Source organism: Cupriavidus taiwanensis LMG 19424 (assembly GCF_000069785.1).
Taxonomy (GTDB): Bacteria; Pseudomonadota; Gammaproteobacteria; order Burkholderiales; family Burkholderiaceae; genus Cupriavidus; species Cupriavidus taiwanensis.
Window position 1 is genome coordinate 2,671,507 of sequence record NC_010528.1, and the last position, 15,182, is coordinate 2,686,688.

Genomic DNA, 15,182 nt, shown 5'->3' on the forward strand with positions numbered 1-15,182 from the left:
AACCGAATTGCCCTGAGAATCGAAATGTCCGACGACAAACGCGCCAAATCCGATAAGAACGAGAAGAACAAGTATCCCGTCAACCTGCTCGACACGCCCTTCCCGATGCGTGGCGACCTGCCCAAGCGCGAGCCGCAATGGGTCAAGCAGTGGCAGGACAAGCAGCTCTACAAGAAGATCCGCGCGGCGCGCAAGGGCGCGAAGAAGTTCGTGCTGCACGACGGCCCGCCGTATGCCAACGGCGACATCCATATCGGCCACGCCGTCAACAAGGTGCTCAAGGACATGATCATCAAGGCGCGCGGCCTGACCGGCCTCGACGCCGTCTACGTGCCGGGCTGGGACTGCCACGGCATGCCGATCGAGATCCAGATCGAGAAGAAGTTCGGCAAGGGCCTGCCGGTGCAGGAAGTCCAGGCCAAGGCGCGCGCCTATGCCACCGAGCAGATCAAGCGGCAGATGGTGGACTTCGAGCGCCTGGGCGTGCTCGGCGACTGGGACCACCCCTACCTGACCATGAACTATCGCAACGAGGCGGACGAACTGCGCGCGCTCGGCAAGATCATGGAAAAGGGCTATGTGTTCCGCGGCCTGAAGCCGGTGAACTGGTGCTTCGATTGCGGCTCGGCGCTGGCCGAGGCCGAAGTCGAATACAAGGACAAGGTCGACCTGTCGATCGACGTGGGCTTCCCGTTCGCCGAGGCCGACAAGCTGGCGCACGCGTTCAAGGTGCCGGTCGAGCAGATCGACGCCAGGCCGGGCTGGATCGTGATCTGGACCACCACGCCGTGGACCATCCCGAGCAACCAGGCGCTGAACGTGCACCCGGAGGTGGAATACGCGCTGGTCGATACGCCGCGCGGCCACCTGATCCTGGCCACCGAGCGTGTCGAAGAACAGCTGAAAGTGTACGCACTGGAAGGCAAGGTGATCGCCACCGCGACCGGCGCCGCGCTGTCGGAAATCCGGTTCCATCACCCGCTGGCCAAGATGGACGGGGGCTATGACCGCCTGTCGCCGATCTACCTCGGCGACTACGTCACCACCGATACCGGCTCGGGCATCGTGCACTCGGCCCCTGCCTATGGCGTGGAAGACTTCCAGTCGTGCAAGGCGCATGGCATGCCCGACAGCGACATCATCAGCCCGGTGATGGGCAATGGCGTGTACGCCGGCACGCTGCCGCTGTTCGGCGGCCTGTCGATCTGGGACGCCAACCCCAGGATCGTCGAGGCGCTGCAGGAATCGGGCAACCTGTTCAACTCGCACAAGTACACCCACAGCTACATGCACTGCTGGCGCCACAAGACGCCGATCATCTACCGCGCCACCTCGCAGTGGTTCGCCGGCATGGACGTGGACCCGGCCGAGGAGAACGGCAAGCCGGTGCCGACCCTGCGCGAGACCGCGCTGGCCGGCATCGACGCCACCGAGTTCTACCCGGCCTGGGGCAAGCAGCGCCTGCACAACATGATCGCCAACCGGCCGGACTGGACCCTGTCGCGCCAGCGCCAGTGGGGCGTGCCGATGGCGTTCTTCGTGCACAAGGAAACCGGCGCGCTGCATCCGCGCACGCCCGAGCTGCTGGAAGCGATCGCCAAGCGCGTCGAGCAGCAGGGCATCGAAGCCTGGCAGACGCTGGATCCGGCCGAGCTGCTGGGCGACGAGGCCAGCCAGTATGAGAAGAACCGCGACACCCTCGACGTCTGGTTCGATTCCGGCACCACGCACTGGACCGTGATCCGCGGCTCGCACCGCGACGACCTGTACGACCCGTCCGCCGACGAGGCCGACGGCCGTCTGGCCGACCTGTACCTGGAAGGCTCGGACCAGCACCGCGGCTGGTTCCACTCGTCGCTGCTGACCGCCTCGATGCTGTATGGCAAGCCGCCCTACAAGGCGCTGCTGACGCACGGCTTCACCGTCGACGGCGAAGGCCGCAAGATGTCCAAGTCGATCGGCAATACCGTGTCGCCGCAGGACATCGCCAACAAGATGGGCGCGGAGATCATCCGCCTGTGGGTGGCCTCGACCGATTACTCGGGCGAGCTGTCAATCTCGGACGAGATCCTCAAGCGCGTGGTGGAAAGCTATCGCCGCATCCGCAATACGCTGCGCTTCCTGCTGTCCAACCTGTCCGACTACGACCACGGCAAGCACGCGCTGCCGGCCGCCGAGTGGCTGGAGATCGACCGCTACGCCGTCGCGCTGACCGCGCAGTTGCAGAAGGAAGTGCTGTCGCACTACGAGGCCTATGAATTCCACCCGGTGGTGGCCAAGCTGCAGACCTTCTGCTCCGAGGACCTGGGCGGCTTCTACCTCGACGTGCTGAAGGACCGCCTGTACACCACCGCGCCGGACTCGAAGGCGCGCCGCGCCGCGCAGAACGCGCTGTATCACATCACGCAGGCGATGCTGCACTGGATGGCGCCGTTCCTATCGTTCACCGCCGAGGAAGCGTGGCAGGTGTTCGCCCATGGCACCGCGCACACCGACACCATCTTCACCAGCACCTATTACGCCGTGCCGGAAGTCGACGACGCCGACGACCTGCTGCAGAAATGGCATACGCTGCGCGAGGTGCGCGCCGAGGTCACCCGTCAGCTGGAGGCGGTGCGCGTGGAAGGCGAGATCGGTTCGTCGCTGCAAGCCGAGCTGACCATTCAGGCCGGCGGCCCGGTGCTTGAGGCGCTGCAGAGCCTGGGCGACGACCTGCGCTTCGTGCTGCTGACGTCGGCGGCCAAGGTGACGGCCGCGCCCGAGGCCGGCGACCTGCTGGTGACGGTGACACCGTCGGCGCATGCCAAGTGCGAGCGCTGCTGGCACTACCGCGCCGACGTCGGCCACAACCCCGACCACCCCACCCTCTGCGGCCGCTGCGACAGCAACCTGTTCGGCGCCGGCGAACACAGGAGCCATGCCTGATGGCATCGACCACGTCCCGTTCGGCGCGCCCCGCGCGCCGCAACAACAAGGCTGCCGGCAGCACCACTCCGCTGCTGTGGCTGGCCTTTGCGCTGCTGGTGGTGCTGCTCGACCAGTTCTTCAAGATCGTGATCGTGCGCAGCTTCACCTATGGCGAGTCGCGCCCGGTGACCGGCTTCTTCAACCTCGTGCTGGTCTACAACAAGGGCGCGGCGTTCAGCTTCCTGGCCGACGCCGGCGGCTGGCAGCGCTGGTTCTTCACCGGCCTGGGCGTGGTGGTCGGCGCGTTCATCGTCTGGCTGCTGTACCGCCATACCGGCCAGCGGCTGTTCTGCTTCGCGGTGTCGCTGATCCTGGGCGGCGCGGTCGGCAACGTGGTCGACCGCGTGATCTACGGCCATGTGATCGATTTCCTGGACTTCTACGTGGGCAGGTATCACTGGCCGGCTTTCAACGTCGCGGACTGCGCCATTACGGTCGGCGCGGTGCTGCTGATCGTGGATGAGCTGCGGCGGGTGCGCAAGCACTGAGCGGCACCGGTACCATTCCTCTTCCCTTCCCAGCCAGGTTCCCACCATGGATTTGCGCGGCAAGCACATCGTTCTCGGCCTGACCGGCGGCATCGCCTGCTACAAGTCGGCCGAACTGGTCCGGCTGCTGACCAAGGCCGGCGCCACCGTGCAGGTGGCCATGACCGAGGCGGCAACGCATTTCATCACGCCGGTGACGATGCAGGCGCTGTCCGGCCGGCCGGTCTTCCTGTCGCAATGGGATGCGCGCATCGACAACAACATGGCGCATATCGACCTCTCGCGCGAGGCTGACGCCATTGTCATCGCCCCTGCATCCACCGACTTCATGGCGCGGCTGGCCAACGGCCTGTGCGACGACCTGCTGAGCACGCTGTGCATCGCACGCGACTGTCCGCTGCTGGTGGCACCGGCGATGAACCGCCAGATGTGGGCCGCGCCCGCCACGCAGCGCAACGCCGCCCAGCTGCGCGCCGACGGCGTGGTCATCCTGGGGCCGGGCAGCGGCGACCAGGCCTGCGGCGAAGTCGGCGACGGCCGCATGCTGGAACCCGAGGAGCTGCTCGAAGACATCATCGCCTTCTTCCAGCCCAAGCCGCTGCAGGGCAAGCGCATGCTGATCACCGCCGGGCCGACCTTCGAGGCAATCGATCCGGTGCGCGGCATCACCAACCTGTCGTCCGGCAAGATGGGTTTCTCGATCGCGCGCGCGGCCCGCGAGGCCGGCGCCGAAGTGCTGCTGGTGGCCGGCCCCACCGGCCTGCCGACCCCGCGCGGCGTGATGCGCACCGACGTGCGCAGCGCGCAGCAGATGCATGACGCGGTGATGGCGCAGCTGCCCGGCGTGGATGTCTTCGTCGCGGTGGCCGCGGTGGCGGACTGGCGCCCGTCCGAGGTCGCGCAGCAGAAGCTGAAGAAGGCCAGCGATACCGATACGCCGACGCTGCAGTTCGTGCAGAACCCCGACATCCTGGCCGCGGTCGCGGGCCGCGCCGACGCGCCCTACTGCGTCGGCTTTGCCGCCGAAAGCGAGAACCTGGAGCAGTACGGCGAGCAGAAGCGCCAGCGCAAGGGCGTGCCGCTGCTGGTGGGCAATATCGGCCACCACACCTTCGGCCTGGACGACAACGAGATCGTGTTGTTCGACGCCGCAGGCATGACGCGGCTGCCGCGCGCCGACAAGCTGTCGCTGGCACGCCAGCTGGTTGCCGCCATCGGCGCGCGCCTGCCCGGACGCGCGCGTCCCTGACTTTGCAACGTATTCCCGAGAGTGTTATGACCCAGCCTCTGAACCCGACCGTCGAAATCAAGGTGCTCGATGCGCGCCTGAACGAATGGGGCCTGCCCGCCTACCAGAGCGAGATGGCGGCCGCCATCGATCTGCACGCCTGCGTCGACGCCCCCGTCGCGATCGCGCCGGGCACGCCCGCGCAGCTGGTGCCGGCCGGCATCGCCGTGCACATGGGCAACCCGTACATGGCCGCGACCATCGTGCCGCGCTCGGGCCTGGGCCACAAGAAGGGGCTGGTGCTGGGCAATTCGATCGGCGTGATCGACGCCGACTACCAGGGCCAGATCATGGTCAGCGTGTGGAACCGCAACGCGCCCGGCACCGAGCCGATCGTGATCCAGCCGGGCGAGCGCATCGCGCAGATGATGTTCGTGCCGGTGCTGCGGCCGGTGTTCTCGACGGTCGAGGAGTTCAGCCAGGACAGCGAACGCGGTGCGGGCGGCTTTGGCTCGACCGGCGTGCATCACGCCAGGGCCAGCGCCTGACGGGTTGTCGGCCCCGGCATGAAGGACTGGCGCTCCGCGGGGCGCCAGTTTGCATTTCAGCCCTGCTGCTCGAACAGCAAGGCCACGCCGCTGGCGACATCGGCCGGCACCAGCGTTTCGTGCGGACCCAGGTCGTGGGCCGGTACGCCCTGCTCGCGCCATCCGGCGCGGGCCGCCGCGAGGTCACGCGTGCGCAGGCGGATCGCGGCATAGCCCGGCCCGTCGCGCCGGATATGCGCGGTGCCGGTGGCCGACGCCAGCGCCTGCGGGGTGCTGAGGACCAGCGTGGCGTCGTCTAGCGCCAGGCTGCTGACATGTTCGCTCAGTTGCGTCAGTTCGCCGCCGGTCAGCTCGGCATAGGCGCGCGCGGCGGCATCCACCAGCGCCGGCGCCACCACCAGGAACATGGCCGCGATGCTGTGCGCGCCGTTGGCATGACGGGTCCACTCGGGCCGCCACAGCAGCTCGGGGGTGCGGTGCTCGCAGACGAAATAGCGGGCACCCGGGGCGTCGTCGAGCGCGGTCACGCGAAAGGTGGCCGGATGCTCGCTGCCATCGTCGAGCCGCACCGGGCGCGAGAATTCGATCGGATCCGAGGTGTGCCAGCCGTCCGCGCGCAGCCGCGCCGCGGTGGCAAAGGCATCGGCGCTCTTGCACGACATCGCCGCGCAGCCGCCGCCGCGCTGCTGGGCGTCCCAGTAATACTGCCGGCTGGGGCTGGGCGCGGTCACGTGCAGCAGCTCGACGTAGTCCCGCTCCAGCATGATGCAGTGGTTCTGCGAGCCCAGCGTGTGGTAGCCGCGCGGCGTCAGCGTGAAACCGAGCCGCTGCCAGGCCTGTGCCCCGGCATCGAGGTCGGGGCACACCACCACGGCGTGATCGAACATAGCTGCTTGCGTTGCCATCGGCATCCCCCCGGACGCATGGCGCACGGCGGCGCCGGACTGGTTTATTCGAACTGGATATTGGCCTTGCGCGCCACCGCCTGCCATTTGTCATGCTCGCGGCGTACCAGCTGGCCGAGCTCGGCCGGGCTGCCGCCGACGATTTCGAAGCCTTGCGCGCCGAGCGCCTCGACCACGCGCGGCTGGCGCAGCGACTCGACCAGCGCGCTGTGGAGGCGCGCCACCGTCGCCGCCGGCAGGTCGGCCGGACCGAACACGCCGATCCACGAATACGCCTCGAAGCCCTTGATGCCCTGCTCGGCCACCGTGGGCACCTGCGGCAACTGGCGCAGCCGGCTGGTGCCGGTCACGCCCAGCACCTTGATCGTGCGCGCGGCCACGTGCGCCTGCACCGCGGCGTAGCTGCTGAAGAAGATGTCGACCTCATTGGACAGCACCGCCTGCACCGCCGGGCCGCCGCCCTTGTAGGGCACGTGCAGCATATGCACGCCGGCCTCGGTCGCGAGCGCCTCGGCCGCGAGCTGGTTCAGGCTGCCGATGCCCGACGACGCATAGCGCACACCGTCGTGCCTGGCCCTGGCCAGCGCCACCAGTTCCCGCACATTGGACGCCGGCAGCGCCGGGTTGGCGGCGATCACGAGCGGGAAGCGCACCAGCTGCGAGATCGGCGAGAAATCGCGGAAGGTGTCGTAGGGCAGCTGCTTGTAGGCAAAGGGGTTGATCGCATGCGTGTCGAACGCTATCAGCAGCGTATTGCCGTCGGGCCTCGCGCGCGCCACGGCGCTCGACGCGATCAGCCCGCCCGCGCCCGGCTTGTTGTCCACCACCACGGTCTGACCCAGCGCCGCCTTCAGCCCGGGCTGCAGCTGGCGGGCGACGATATCGACGCTGCCGCCCGGCGGGAACGGCAGCACCAGTGCGATCGGACGGTTGCCGGCAGCGCCATCGGCAGCGCTTGCGGCGGCGGCATGGAGCATCGGGCCCGGCAAGGCGCCCAGCGGCAGGATCTTGAGCAGCAGGCGGCGGCGCCGCGTGCGGTCGGCAGAGGACATCAGGGGTTTCAGGCTGGGGCGTGGCACGGCCGGGACAAAAGAGAACGGGGCGGCCAGTGGCCGCCCCGCTATTTTGCCCGATGATCGACCCCGTTGCTGGCAACGCGGCCGAATATCGCTCAGGCTTCCGCGCGCTGTTCCTCGGGCGCCTCGGGCGGTTCGGGCTCGATCTCGGAGAAATCGAGCTTGATCTGGTCCTGCTCGTCCAGATCCACCACCACCTTGCCGCCGGATACCAGGCGGCCGAACAGCAGCTCGTCGGCCAGCGCCTTGCGGATCATGTCCTGGATCAGGCGCTGCATCGGACGCGCACCCATCAGCGGGTCGAAGCCCTTGTGCGCCAGGAACTTGCGCAGCTTCTCGCTGAAGCTGGCTTCCACCTTCTTCTCGTGCAGCTGCTCTTCCAGCTGCATCAGGAACTTGTCGACCACGCGCAGGATGATTTCCTCATCGAGCGAGCGGAAGCTGATGGTGGCATCCAGCCGGTTGCGGAACTCCGGCGTAAACATGCGCTTGATGTCGGCCATCTCGTCGCCCTGCTCGCGCGAGCTGGTGAAGCCGATGGTGGCGCGGTTCATGGTCTCCGCTCCCGCGTTGGTGGTCATGATGATGATCACGTTGCGGAAGTCGGCACGCCGGCCGTTGTTGTCGGTCAGCGAACCATGGTCCATCACCTGCAGCAGGATATTGAAGATATCCGGATGCGCTTTCTCGATTTCGTCCAGCAGCAGCACGCAGTGCGGCTTCTTGGTGACGGCCTCGGTCAGCAGGCCGCCCTGGTCGAAGCCGACATATCCCGGCGGCGCGCCGATCAGGCGGCTCACCGCATGGCGTTCCATGTATTCGGACATGTCGAAGCGCAGCAGCTCGATGCCCATGATGAAGGCCAGCTGCTTGGCGACCTCGGTCTTGCCCACGCCGGTGGGGCCCGAGAACAGGAACGAGCCGATCGGCTTGTCGGTTTTGCCCAGGCCCGCGCGCGACATCTTGATCGCCGAGGCCAATGCCTCGATCGCCGGATCCTGCCCGAACACCACCGACTTCAGGTCGCGTTCCAGCGTCTGCAGCTTGCTGCGGTCATCCTGGTTCACGCTCTGCGGCGGGATGCGCGCGATGCGCGAGACGATATCCTCGATCTCGCCCTTGCCGATGGTCTTCTTCTGCTTGGACTTCGGCAGGATGCGCTGCGCCGCGCCGGCTTCGTCGATCACGTCGATCGCCTTGTCCGGCAGGTGGCGGTCAGTGATGAAGCGCGCCGACAGCTCGGCCGCTGCGGTCAGCGCCGACGACGCGTACTTGACGCCATGGTGCTCCTCGAAGCGCGACTTCAGTCCGCGCAGGATCTGCACGGTCTGGTCCACCGACGGTTCGACCACGTCGATCTTCTGGAAACGCCGCGACAGCGCCGCGTCCTTTTCGAAGATGCCGCGGTATTCCGTGAAGGTGGTTGCGCCGATGCACTTGAGCTGCCCCGACGACAGCGCCGGCTTGAGCAGGTTGCTGGCGTCCAGCGTGCCGCCCGAGGCCGCGCCCGCGCCGATCAGCGTGTGGATCTCGTCGATGAACAGGATCGCGTTCGGATTGTCCTTGAGCGACTTGAGCACGCCCTTCAGGCGCTGCTCGAAATCGCCGCGGTACTTGGTGCCGGCCAGCAGCGCGCCCATGTCGAGCGAGTAGACCGTCGCCTTTTCCAGGATGTCCGGCACCTCGTTCTTGGTGATGCGCCACGCCAGGCCTTCGGCAATGGCGGTCTTGCCGACGCCGGCCTCGCCCACCAGCAGCGGGTTGTTCTTGCGTCGGCGGCACAGCACCTGGACCACGCGCTCGACTTCGCTTTCGCGGCCGATCAGCGGATCGATCTTGCCGGCCTTGGCCAGCGCGTTCAGGTTCTGGGTGTATTGCTCGAGCGGGCTTTCCTTGCCGTCGCCTCCCTCACCCTCGCCAGCCGCATCGCCATGCTTGGCCGGCTCGGACTGGTCCTTGCGGATGCCGTGGCTGATGAAGTTGACCACGTCCAGGCGCGTCACGCCCTGCTGCTGCAGGTAATAGACCGCGTGCGAGTCCTTCTCGCCGAAAATCGCGACCAGCACGTTGGCACCGGTCACTTCCTTCTTGCCGTTGGAAGTGGACTGGACGTGCATGATCGCGCGCTGGATCACGCGCTGGAAACCGAGCGTGGGCTGGGTATCGACCTCGTCGGTACCCGGCACCACCGGCGTGTTGTCCGCGATGAAGTTCTTAAGGCTGGTGCGCAGGTCCTCGATATTGGCCGCGCAGGCGCGCAAGACTTCAGCTGCCGTGGGATTGTCGAGCAATGCCAGCAGCAGATGCTCCACGGTAATGAACTCGTGGCGTGCCTGCCTGGCTTCGACAAAAGCCATATGCAGGCTCACTTCCAATTCTTGCGCAATCATGCTTCCTCCATCACGCACTGCAGGGGGTGCCCCGCCTGCCGCGCGTGCGTTGACACCAGCTCGACTTTAGTCGCCGCGATATCCCTGGTGTAGATACCGCAGACGCCCTTTCCTTCCCGGTGCACGGTCAGCATGATCTGCGTCGCCGTTTCCCGGTCCCTGCTGAAATACTGCTGCAGGATCATCACGACAAACTCCATCGGAGTGTAGTCGTCGTTCAGCAGCACCACCTTGAACATGGCAGGCGGTTTCAGCGCCTGCTCTTTCCGCTCCAGGATGGTGCCCGCTTCGCGTTGTGGGACATTCGCAAGCCGTGTAGCCATGGCTTTATTCTAACCCTTACTCGCAACTCTGCAATTTGGGGAAAAGGCGGTGGATTCAAGAGTCCGGCCACCGGTTTTCCGAGGTCTATGGGAGCGGATGGTTCCGCGGAAGGCCTTGCAAGGCACGTCGCCGCGCCGGCCGAAAATCGCGCCGACGGCCGCCAATTCATGGCAACGGTAACACCGGGCGCCGTCCTGTTCCTGCCACACCCTTCTGGCAGTGGGGAATCCGCCAGCTTGACAGTCTCCGGCTTTGCCAGAAAAATCAGTCGCACACCCACCGAAGGCAGCGAGCCAAAGCAACAGCCAAGGCGGGTGATCCGTGAGCAGGGAGGCCCACGGCCCGCGGCGGCGAGTCAGCAAACAGACTGGCCGCCTCGCGACAGCACCTCGCCGCGCGTCATCGCCGGCCGCAAGTCAGCACGCGGCCGGTCATGGCGCCGCAGTCCGTGCCGTCTGGCTGGCAAGCTTCCCCGCTTGAAAATCTGCTATTTCGTTGGGGGAGTATATGGCAAGCGGTATCGTCAAATGGTTCAATGACGCCAAGGGATTCGGGTTCATCAAGCCGGACGAGGGCGAAGAAGAACTGTTTGCGCACTTTTCGGCTATCCAGATGGCGGGTTTCAAGACGCTGAAGGAAGGCCAGCGCGTCTCGTTCGAGGTGGTACAGGGCCCTAAGGGCAAGCAGGCCACCAATATCCAGGACGCCAGCTAAAGCGCGCCGCGACCGCATCCCCGGCCGCAGAGCCACCGGAGCGGTCAACCAGGGTGTGGGGGAACTCCCCCGGGACGGGACCGATGCCAGCGGCCCGCTGGCCGCCAAGGGCGGCGCGGCGGGCACCGGCTCGCATCAGCGGCACGCACACCCCATCGAAAGCCCGGCCTGGCGCCGGGCTTTCTGGTTTTTGGGCCGGCCTTTCCTTGCGCCGCCCGATCGCACCGGTCAGGTCCAGCCGTCGATCTTCAGCCCGCTGGCCTGTTCGGCCTCCTCCTTGGTGACCTTGCGCACAGTCTGGCCGAAGGTCCAGACATGGCCCTCCGCATCGCGGGCAGTGTAGGTGCGGTCGCCATAAAATTCGTCCTGCGGCTCGCGCAGGATCACGGCCCCGGCGGCCCGGGCCCGCTCGCAATGCTGGTCGAGCCCTTCGGGCAGATGCACGTGCACGGTCTGGGTGTTCTTGCCCCCGATCGACGCCGGGCTGGCGGTAAAGTCGGCCCACTCGCTGCCCACCATCAGATAGCTGTCGCCGAAACGCATTTCGGAATGCACCAGCTGCCCTTGCTGGTCGCGGATCACCATGACCCGCTCGAACCCGAAGGCCCGCTCCAGCCAGTCCAGCGCCGCCAGCGGATCCTTGTAGAACAGGGCCGCGCCGAAGGCGGTGCGGCGGAAGGGATCGTCCATGCCAGTCTCCCCGGGCAGGATGCCCGTCAGTCAGTCCTGACGTTCTAGCCAACGCAATGGCGGGCGGCAAGAAAAAACCCCGGTACCGTGGATCCGGTACCGGGGTCTTCTAGACAGTTCGCCCGTCTTGGCGGGAGTCCGTGCTTACATATTGTCGATCATCACCTGCCCGAAGCCAGAGCACGACACCTGCGTCGCGCCTTCCAGCAACCGGGCGAAATCGTAAGTGACTTTCTTGGACAGGATCGACTTCTCCATCGACGCGATGATCAGGTCGGCGGCCTCGGTCCAGCCCATGTGGCGCAGCATCATTTCCGCCGACAGGATTTCCGAGCCCGGATTGACGTAATCCTTGCCGGCGTACTTCGGCGCGGTGCCGTGGGTGGCTTCGAACATGGCCACCGAGTCCGACATGTTGGCGCCCGGCGCGATGCCGATGCCGCCAACCTGCGCGGCCAGCGCGTCAGAGATGTAGTCGCCGTTCAGGTTCAGCGTGGCGATCACCGAGTATTCGGCCGGACGCAGCAGGATCTGCTGCAGGAAGGCGTCGGCGATGGCGTCCTTGACCACGATGTCCTTGCCGGTCTTCGGGTTCTTGAACTTGCACCACGGGCCGCCGTCCACCAGCTCGGCGCCGAATTCCTTCTGCGCCAGCTCGTAGCCCCAGTCGCGGAAGCCACCTTCGGTGAATTTCATGATGTTGCCCTTGTGCACCAGCGTCACCGACGGCTTGTCGTTGTCGATGGCGTACTGGATCGCCTTGCGCACCAGCCGCTCGGTGCCCTCGCGCGACACCGGCTTGACGCCGATGCCCGAGGTGGCCGGGAAGCGGATCTTCTTCACGCCCATCTCGTTCTGCAGGAAGGCGATCAGCTTCTTGGCCTGGTCGCTCTCGGCCGCCCATTCGATGCCGGCGTAGATGTCTTCCGAGTTCTCGCGGAAGATCACCATATCGGTCTTTTCCGGCTCGCGCACCGGCGAGGGCACGCCCTTGAAGTAGCGTACCGGGCGCAGGCAGACATAGAGGTCCAGCTGCTGGCGCAGCGCCACGTTCAGCGAGCGGATGCCGCCGCCGACCGGCGTGGTCAGCGGGCCCTTGATCGACACCACGTACTCCTTCAGCACGTCCAGGGTCTCATCCGGCAGCCACACGTCCGGGCCGTAGACCTTGGTCGACTTCTCGCCGGCGTAGATCTCCATCCAGGCGATCTTGCGCTTGCCGCCATAGGCCTTGGCCACGGCCGCATCGACCACCTTGATCATCACCGGGGTGATATCGAGGCCCGTACCGTCGCCTTCGATATAAGGAATGATCGGATTGTCCGGGACATTCAGCGAAAAATCCTGGTTGACCGTGATCTTTTCGCCGGCCGGAACCTTGATGTGTTGGTACATGACGTCTCCAGTTACGGAACGGTTAGGACTGCCGCCGGTTCGTGGCCGGACGGCGAGATTCGGAGGGATGGCGCTGTGCATTGTAGCTGGCCTGGATGCGCCCCCATACTGCCGTGCATCATGCCGGCGCCATGCCGGATCGGATTCAGTCTTATATAAGACACAAGACTAATTTTGTATTATGCAGCAATTTTTCATCATCCGCCAATCGGGCCGGACCCCCATCCCCCTTCTGACCGCGCTGCGCGCGCCCCGCTGCGGCATACTTGCGCCCCATGACCCTGATTGCCCTGAACAAGCCGTTTGGCACCATGAGCCAGTTCTCGGAACACCCGACGCGGCCGACGCTGGCGTCGTGCGTTTCCGTGCCGGGCGTGTATCCGGCCGGGCGACTCGACGCCGACAGCGAGGGCCTGCTGCTGCTGACTGACGATGGCGTGCTGCAGGCGCGGATCGCGGATCCGCGGCATAAGCTGGAAAAGACTTACCTGGCCCAGGTCGAAGGGATTCCCGACGCCGACGCCCTGGCCCGCTTGCGCGCCGGAGTCGACCTTGGCGATTTCGTGACCCGGCCGGCAAAAGTCCGTGCCGTTGAAGCCCCCGACTGGCTATGGCCGCGCCACCCGCCGGTGCGCTTCCGCGCCGCCATCCCGACGTCGTGGCTGGAACTGAAGATCCGTGAAGGCAAGAACCGGCAGGTGCGGCGCATGACGGCGGCGGTAGGGTTGCCGACGCTGCGGTTGATACGGGTGGGGATCGGCGCGCTCGACCTGCGCTCTCTCAACCTGGCGCCCGGCGAAAGCTGCGAAGTCCCGCTCGCTGAGTCGGGCATGGCCCTGGCGACGTCCAACGGACGCGCGGCACCGGCCCCGCGCATCCATGTCTCAAAGACCAGACAGGCGAACGGCACCAAGCGGCGCTTGCGTTACAAAAGATAACAAACACAACGTCAACGCTTGCAACAGCAGCCTCGTTCTTGTCGGGGACACGTCAATCAACGCGTCACACCTTTCCCGACTGTTCTTATCCTTCGAGGTAATACGCCATGAAAAAACTGATCGCTGCACTGGTTGTCGGCCTGTTCGCCACCGGCGCCTTCGCCCAGGCCGCGGCGCCTGCGCCTGCCGATCCGGCAGCGCCCGCGGCCACCAAGGAAGCCCCGAAGAAGACCACCAAGAAGAAGTCCAGCCACAAGAAGCACAGCACGAAGAAGCAAACCACTGCTGCCTCTGCCCCGGCCGCGTAACAAGGCTGGCGCCACTGCCGGGCAATAGCCGGCGGTAGAAAGCAAGGCAGGCGGCCACCGGGCGCCTGCCTTTTTTATTTCGCGTCGGTTGCACCGCGCGCGGCCGCGGGTGCAACGTGCGTTATGCTTGCGGCTGCCCGACGCCGAGCCTTCCCGGACCAATCATCATGCCCCTGTTGTCGAAGACCCTGACCTCAAGCTGCTGCTTAGCGATCGCCGCACTGGCCGCCGGCGTTGCCAACGCTCAAGGCGCGCTGCCGGTGGCGCCGCTGACCGCGGGCATGTATGCAATCCAGGCCGAAGTCGCCGCCTCGCCCGCCGCGCGCGAGCAAGGGCTGATGTACCGGAAATCGATGGCGCCCAATGCCGGCATGCTGTTCGTATTCGAGCAGAAGGCGGGCCACTGCTTCTGGATGCGCAATACCGAGCTGCCGCTGTCGATTGCATTCCTCGCTGACGACGGCACCATCGTCAATATCGAAGACATGGCGCCGCGGACCGAAAACAACCATTGCCCGAAGGCGGCTATCCGTTATGCGCTGGAGATGAACCAGGGCTGGTTCGCGCAGAAGGGCATCAAGGCCGGCGCGAAGATCGGGGGATTGCCGCAGCCGCGCTGAACGGCGGCCGCGAGCGGCGCCGGCACGGGAGCCGGCGCGGGTGCCGCTCAGTCGCGGAAGTTGTTGAAGTCCAGCGGTGCCTCGGACACATCCTTGCGCAGCATCGCGATCACGTTCTGCAGGTCGTCGCGCTTGGTGCCCGACACGCGCACCGTGTCGCCCTGGATGCTGGCCTGTACCTTGATCTTGCTGTCCTTGATCATGCGCACGATCTTCTTGGACAGGTCGCCGGTCACGCCCTTCTTGATGGTGATCACCTGCTTGACCTTGTCGCCGCTGATCTTCTCGGTCTTGCCGTAATCCAGGAAGCGCACGTCGACGTTGCGCTTGGCCATCTTGCTGATCAGCACGTCCTTGACCTGGTCCAGCTTGAAATCGTCGTCGGCAAAGGCGGTCAGTTCGTTTTCCTTGTGCTCGACCCGGGCGTCGGAGCCCTTGAAATCGAAGCGCGTCGAGATTTCCTTGTTGGCCTGCTCGACGGCGTTCTTCACCTCGACCATGTTCGCTTCGCACACTACGTCAAACGACGGCATTGCATTCTCCTTGTGATCCGTATGCCCGGAAGCCAGCCGCGCACGGCGCCTTCCGTAT

Annotated in this window: 15 protein-coding genes; 8 read left to right on the forward strand and 7 right to left on the reverse strand. The window is 65.9% G+C overall.

Annotation, left to right across the window (positions count from 1 at the left end; genetic code table 11):
- Window positions 1-24: 24 nt before the first annotated feature.
- The 4 genes from ileS to dut are packed head-to-tail and all read left to right on the forward strand — an operon-like array spanning window position 25 to window position 5,231.
- Window positions 25-2,925, forward strand: a complete 2,901-nt coding sequence (ileS, locus tag RALTA_RS12255; RefSeq protein ID WP_012353750.1) for an isoleucine--tRNA ligase — start codon at window positions 25-27, stop codon at window positions 2,923-2,925.
- Window positions 2,925-3,455: a signal peptidase II gene (gene lspA / locus RALTA_RS12260; RefSeq protein ID WP_012353751.1), complete on the forward strand. Its 531-nt coding sequence runs from the start codon at window positions 2,925-2,927 to the stop codon at window positions 3,453-3,455. Before ileS ends, lspA begins: the two co-directional genes overlap by 1 nt.
- A 46-nt stretch (window positions 3,456-3,501) precedes the next feature.
- Window positions 3,502-4,704, forward strand: coding sequence for a bifunctional phosphopantothenoylcysteine decarboxylase/phosphopantothenate--cysteine ligase CoaBC (gene coaBC, locus RALTA_RS12265; RefSeq protein ID WP_012353752.1), 1,203 nt, complete (start codon window positions 3,502-3,504; stop codon window positions 4,702-4,704).
- Between the two features lie 26 nt (window positions 4,705-4,730).
- The gene (gene dut, locus RALTA_RS12270; protein ID WP_012353753.1) at window positions 4,731-5,231 is read left to right on the forward strand and encodes a dUTP diphosphatase; all 501 of its coding nucleotides are present in this window, start codon (window positions 4,731-4,733) and stop codon (window positions 5,229-5,231) included.
- Window positions 5,232-5,287: 56 nt separating this feature from the next.
- Here dut and RALTA_RS12275 read toward each other — a convergent pair whose 3' ends face one another.
- From RALTA_RS12275 to clpS, 4 genes are all read right to left on the reverse strand, one after another.
- On the reverse strand, window positions 5,288-6,136 hold the full coding sequence (locus RALTA_RS12275) for a VOC family protein (protein WP_041232378.1): 849 nt from the start codon (window positions 6,134-6,136) through the stop codon (window positions 5,288-5,290).
- A 44-nt stretch (window positions 6,137-6,180) separates the two neighbouring features.
- The gene (locus RALTA_RS12280; protein WP_012353755.1) at window positions 6,181-7,188 is read right to left on the reverse strand and encodes a tripartite tricarboxylate transporter substrate binding protein; all 1,008 of its coding nucleotides are present in this window, start codon (window positions 7,186-7,188) and stop codon (window positions 6,181-6,183) included.
- A gap of 119 nt (window positions 7,189-7,307) precedes the next feature.
- On the reverse strand, window positions 7,308-9,602 hold the full coding sequence (gene clpA, locus RALTA_RS12285; RefSeq protein ID WP_012353756.1) for an ATP-dependent Clp protease ATP-binding subunit ClpA: 2,295 nt from the start codon (window positions 9,600-9,602) through the stop codon (window positions 7,308-7,310).
- The gene (gene clpS, locus RALTA_RS12290) at window positions 9,599-9,925 is read right to left on the reverse strand and encodes an ATP-dependent Clp protease adapter ClpS (protein WP_010814998.1); all 327 of its coding nucleotides are present in this window, start codon (window positions 9,923-9,925) and stop codon (window positions 9,599-9,601) included. The genes clpA and clpS overlap by 4 nt, the downstream gene beginning before the upstream one ends.
- Window positions 9,926-10,433: 508 nt before the next feature.
- Here clpS and RALTA_RS12295 point away from each other — a divergent pair.
- Window positions 10,434-10,640, forward strand: a complete 207-nt coding sequence (locus RALTA_RS12295) for a cold-shock protein (RefSeq protein WP_012353757.1) — start codon at window positions 10,434-10,436, stop codon at window positions 10,638-10,640.
- Window positions 10,641-10,868: 228 nt separating this feature from the next.
- Here RALTA_RS12295 and RALTA_RS12300 read toward each other — a convergent pair whose 3' ends face one another.
- Both RALTA_RS12300 and icd read right to left on the reverse strand, forming a co-directional pair.
- Window positions 10,869-11,330: a VOC family protein gene (locus tag RALTA_RS12300; protein ID WP_012353758.1), complete on the reverse strand. Its 462-nt coding sequence runs from the start codon at window positions 11,328-11,330 to the stop codon at window positions 10,869-10,871.
- A 144-nt stretch (window positions 11,331-11,474) separates the two neighbouring features.
- Window positions 11,475-12,725, reverse strand: coding sequence for an NADP-dependent isocitrate dehydrogenase (gene icd, locus RALTA_RS12305; protein WP_012353759.1), 1,251 nt, complete (start codon window positions 12,723-12,725; stop codon window positions 11,475-11,477).
- A 275-nt stretch (window positions 12,726-13,000) separates the two neighbouring features.
- Here icd and RALTA_RS12310 point away from each other — a divergent pair, with 275 nt between their 5' ends.
- The 3 genes from RALTA_RS12310 to RALTA_RS12320 all read left to right on the forward strand — a co-directional run bounded on the left by RALTA_RS12310 (window position 13,001) and on the right by RALTA_RS12320 (window position 14,591).
- Window positions 13,001-13,663 (forward strand): pseudouridine synthase, encoded by a 663-nt coding sequence (locus RALTA_RS12310; RefSeq protein ID WP_012353760.1) that lies wholly within the window; start codon window positions 13,001-13,003, stop codon window positions 13,661-13,663.
- Between the two features lie 107 nt (window positions 13,664-13,770).
- Window positions 13,771-13,971, forward strand: a complete 201-nt coding sequence (locus RALTA_RS12315) for a hypothetical protein (protein ID WP_012353761.1) — start codon at window positions 13,771-13,773, stop codon at window positions 13,969-13,971.
- A 167-nt stretch (window positions 13,972-14,138) separates the two neighbouring features.
- The gene (locus tag RALTA_RS12320; protein WP_012353762.1) at window positions 14,139-14,591 is read left to right on the forward strand and encodes a DUF192 domain-containing protein; all 453 of its coding nucleotides are present in this window, start codon (window positions 14,139-14,141) and stop codon (window positions 14,589-14,591) included.
- A 47-nt stretch (window positions 14,592-14,638) separates the two neighbouring features.
- On the opposite strand, the gene RALTA_RS12325 is transcribed toward RALTA_RS12320, so the two are convergent.
- Window positions 14,639-15,124 carry a YajQ family cyclic di-GMP-binding protein gene (locus RALTA_RS12325; RefSeq protein ID WP_012353763.1) on the reverse strand — a complete coding sequence of 162 codons (486 nt, stop codon included), beginning with the start codon at window positions 15,122-15,124 and terminating at the stop codon, window positions 14,639-14,641.
- Window positions 15,125-15,182 lie beyond the last annotated feature (58 nt).

What these genes read in the sequence shown, in the direction of transcription:
- ileS (WP_012353750.1), top strand. Translation starts at nt 25, where the DNA reads ATGTCCGACGACAAACGCGCCAAATCCGATAAGAACGAGAAGAACAAG.
- lspA (WP_012353751.1), top strand. Translation starts at nt 2,925, where the DNA reads ATGGCATCGACCACGTCCCGTTCGGCGCGCCCCGCGCGCCGCAACAAC.
- coaBC (WP_012353752.1), top strand. Translation starts at nt 3,502, where the DNA reads ATGGATTTGCGCGGCAAGCACATCGTTCTCGGCCTGACCGGCGGCATC.
- dut (WP_012353753.1), top strand. Translation starts at nt 4,731, where the DNA reads ATGACCCAGCCTCTGAACCCGACCGTCGAAATCAAGGTGCTCGATGCG.
- RALTA_RS12275 (WP_041232378.1), bottom strand. Translation starts at nt 6,136, where the DNA reads ATGGCAACGCAAGCAGCTATGTTCGATCACGCCGTGGTGGTGTGCCCC.
- RALTA_RS12280 (WP_012353755.1), bottom strand. Translation starts at nt 7,188, where the DNA reads ATGTCCTCTGCCGACCGCACGCGGCGCCGCCGCCTGCTGCTCAAGATC.
- clpA (WP_012353756.1), bottom strand. Translation starts at nt 9,602, where the DNA reads ATGATTGCGCAAGAATTGGAAGTGAGCCTGCATATGGCTTTTGTCGAA.
- clpS (WP_010814998.1), bottom strand. Translation starts at nt 9,925, where the DNA reads ATGGCTACACGGCTTGCGAATGTCCCACAACGCGAAGCGGGCACCATC.
- RALTA_RS12295 (WP_012353757.1), top strand. Translation starts at nt 10,434, where the DNA reads ATGGCAAGCGGTATCGTCAAATGGTTCAATGACGCCAAGGGATTCGGG.
- RALTA_RS12300 (WP_012353758.1), bottom strand. Translation starts at nt 11,330, where the DNA reads ATGGACGATCCCTTCCGCCGCACCGCCTTCGGCGCGGCCCTGTTCTAC.
- icd (WP_012353759.1), bottom strand. Translation starts at nt 12,725, where the DNA reads ATGTACCAACACATCAAGGTTCCGGCCGGCGAAAAGATCACGGTCAAC.
- RALTA_RS12310 (WP_012353760.1), top strand. Translation starts at nt 13,001, where the DNA reads ATGACCCTGATTGCCCTGAACAAGCCGTTTGGCACCATGAGCCAGTTC.
- RALTA_RS12315 (WP_012353761.1), top strand. Translation starts at nt 13,771, where the DNA reads ATGAAAAAACTGATCGCTGCACTGGTTGTCGGCCTGTTCGCCACCGGC.
- RALTA_RS12320 (WP_012353762.1), top strand. Translation starts at nt 14,139, where the DNA reads ATGCCCCTGTTGTCGAAGACCCTGACCTCAAGCTGCTGCTTAGCGATC.
- RALTA_RS12325 (WP_012353763.1), bottom strand. Translation starts at nt 15,124, where the DNA reads ATGCCGTCGTTTGACGTAGTGTGCGAAGCGAACATGGTCGAGGTGAAG.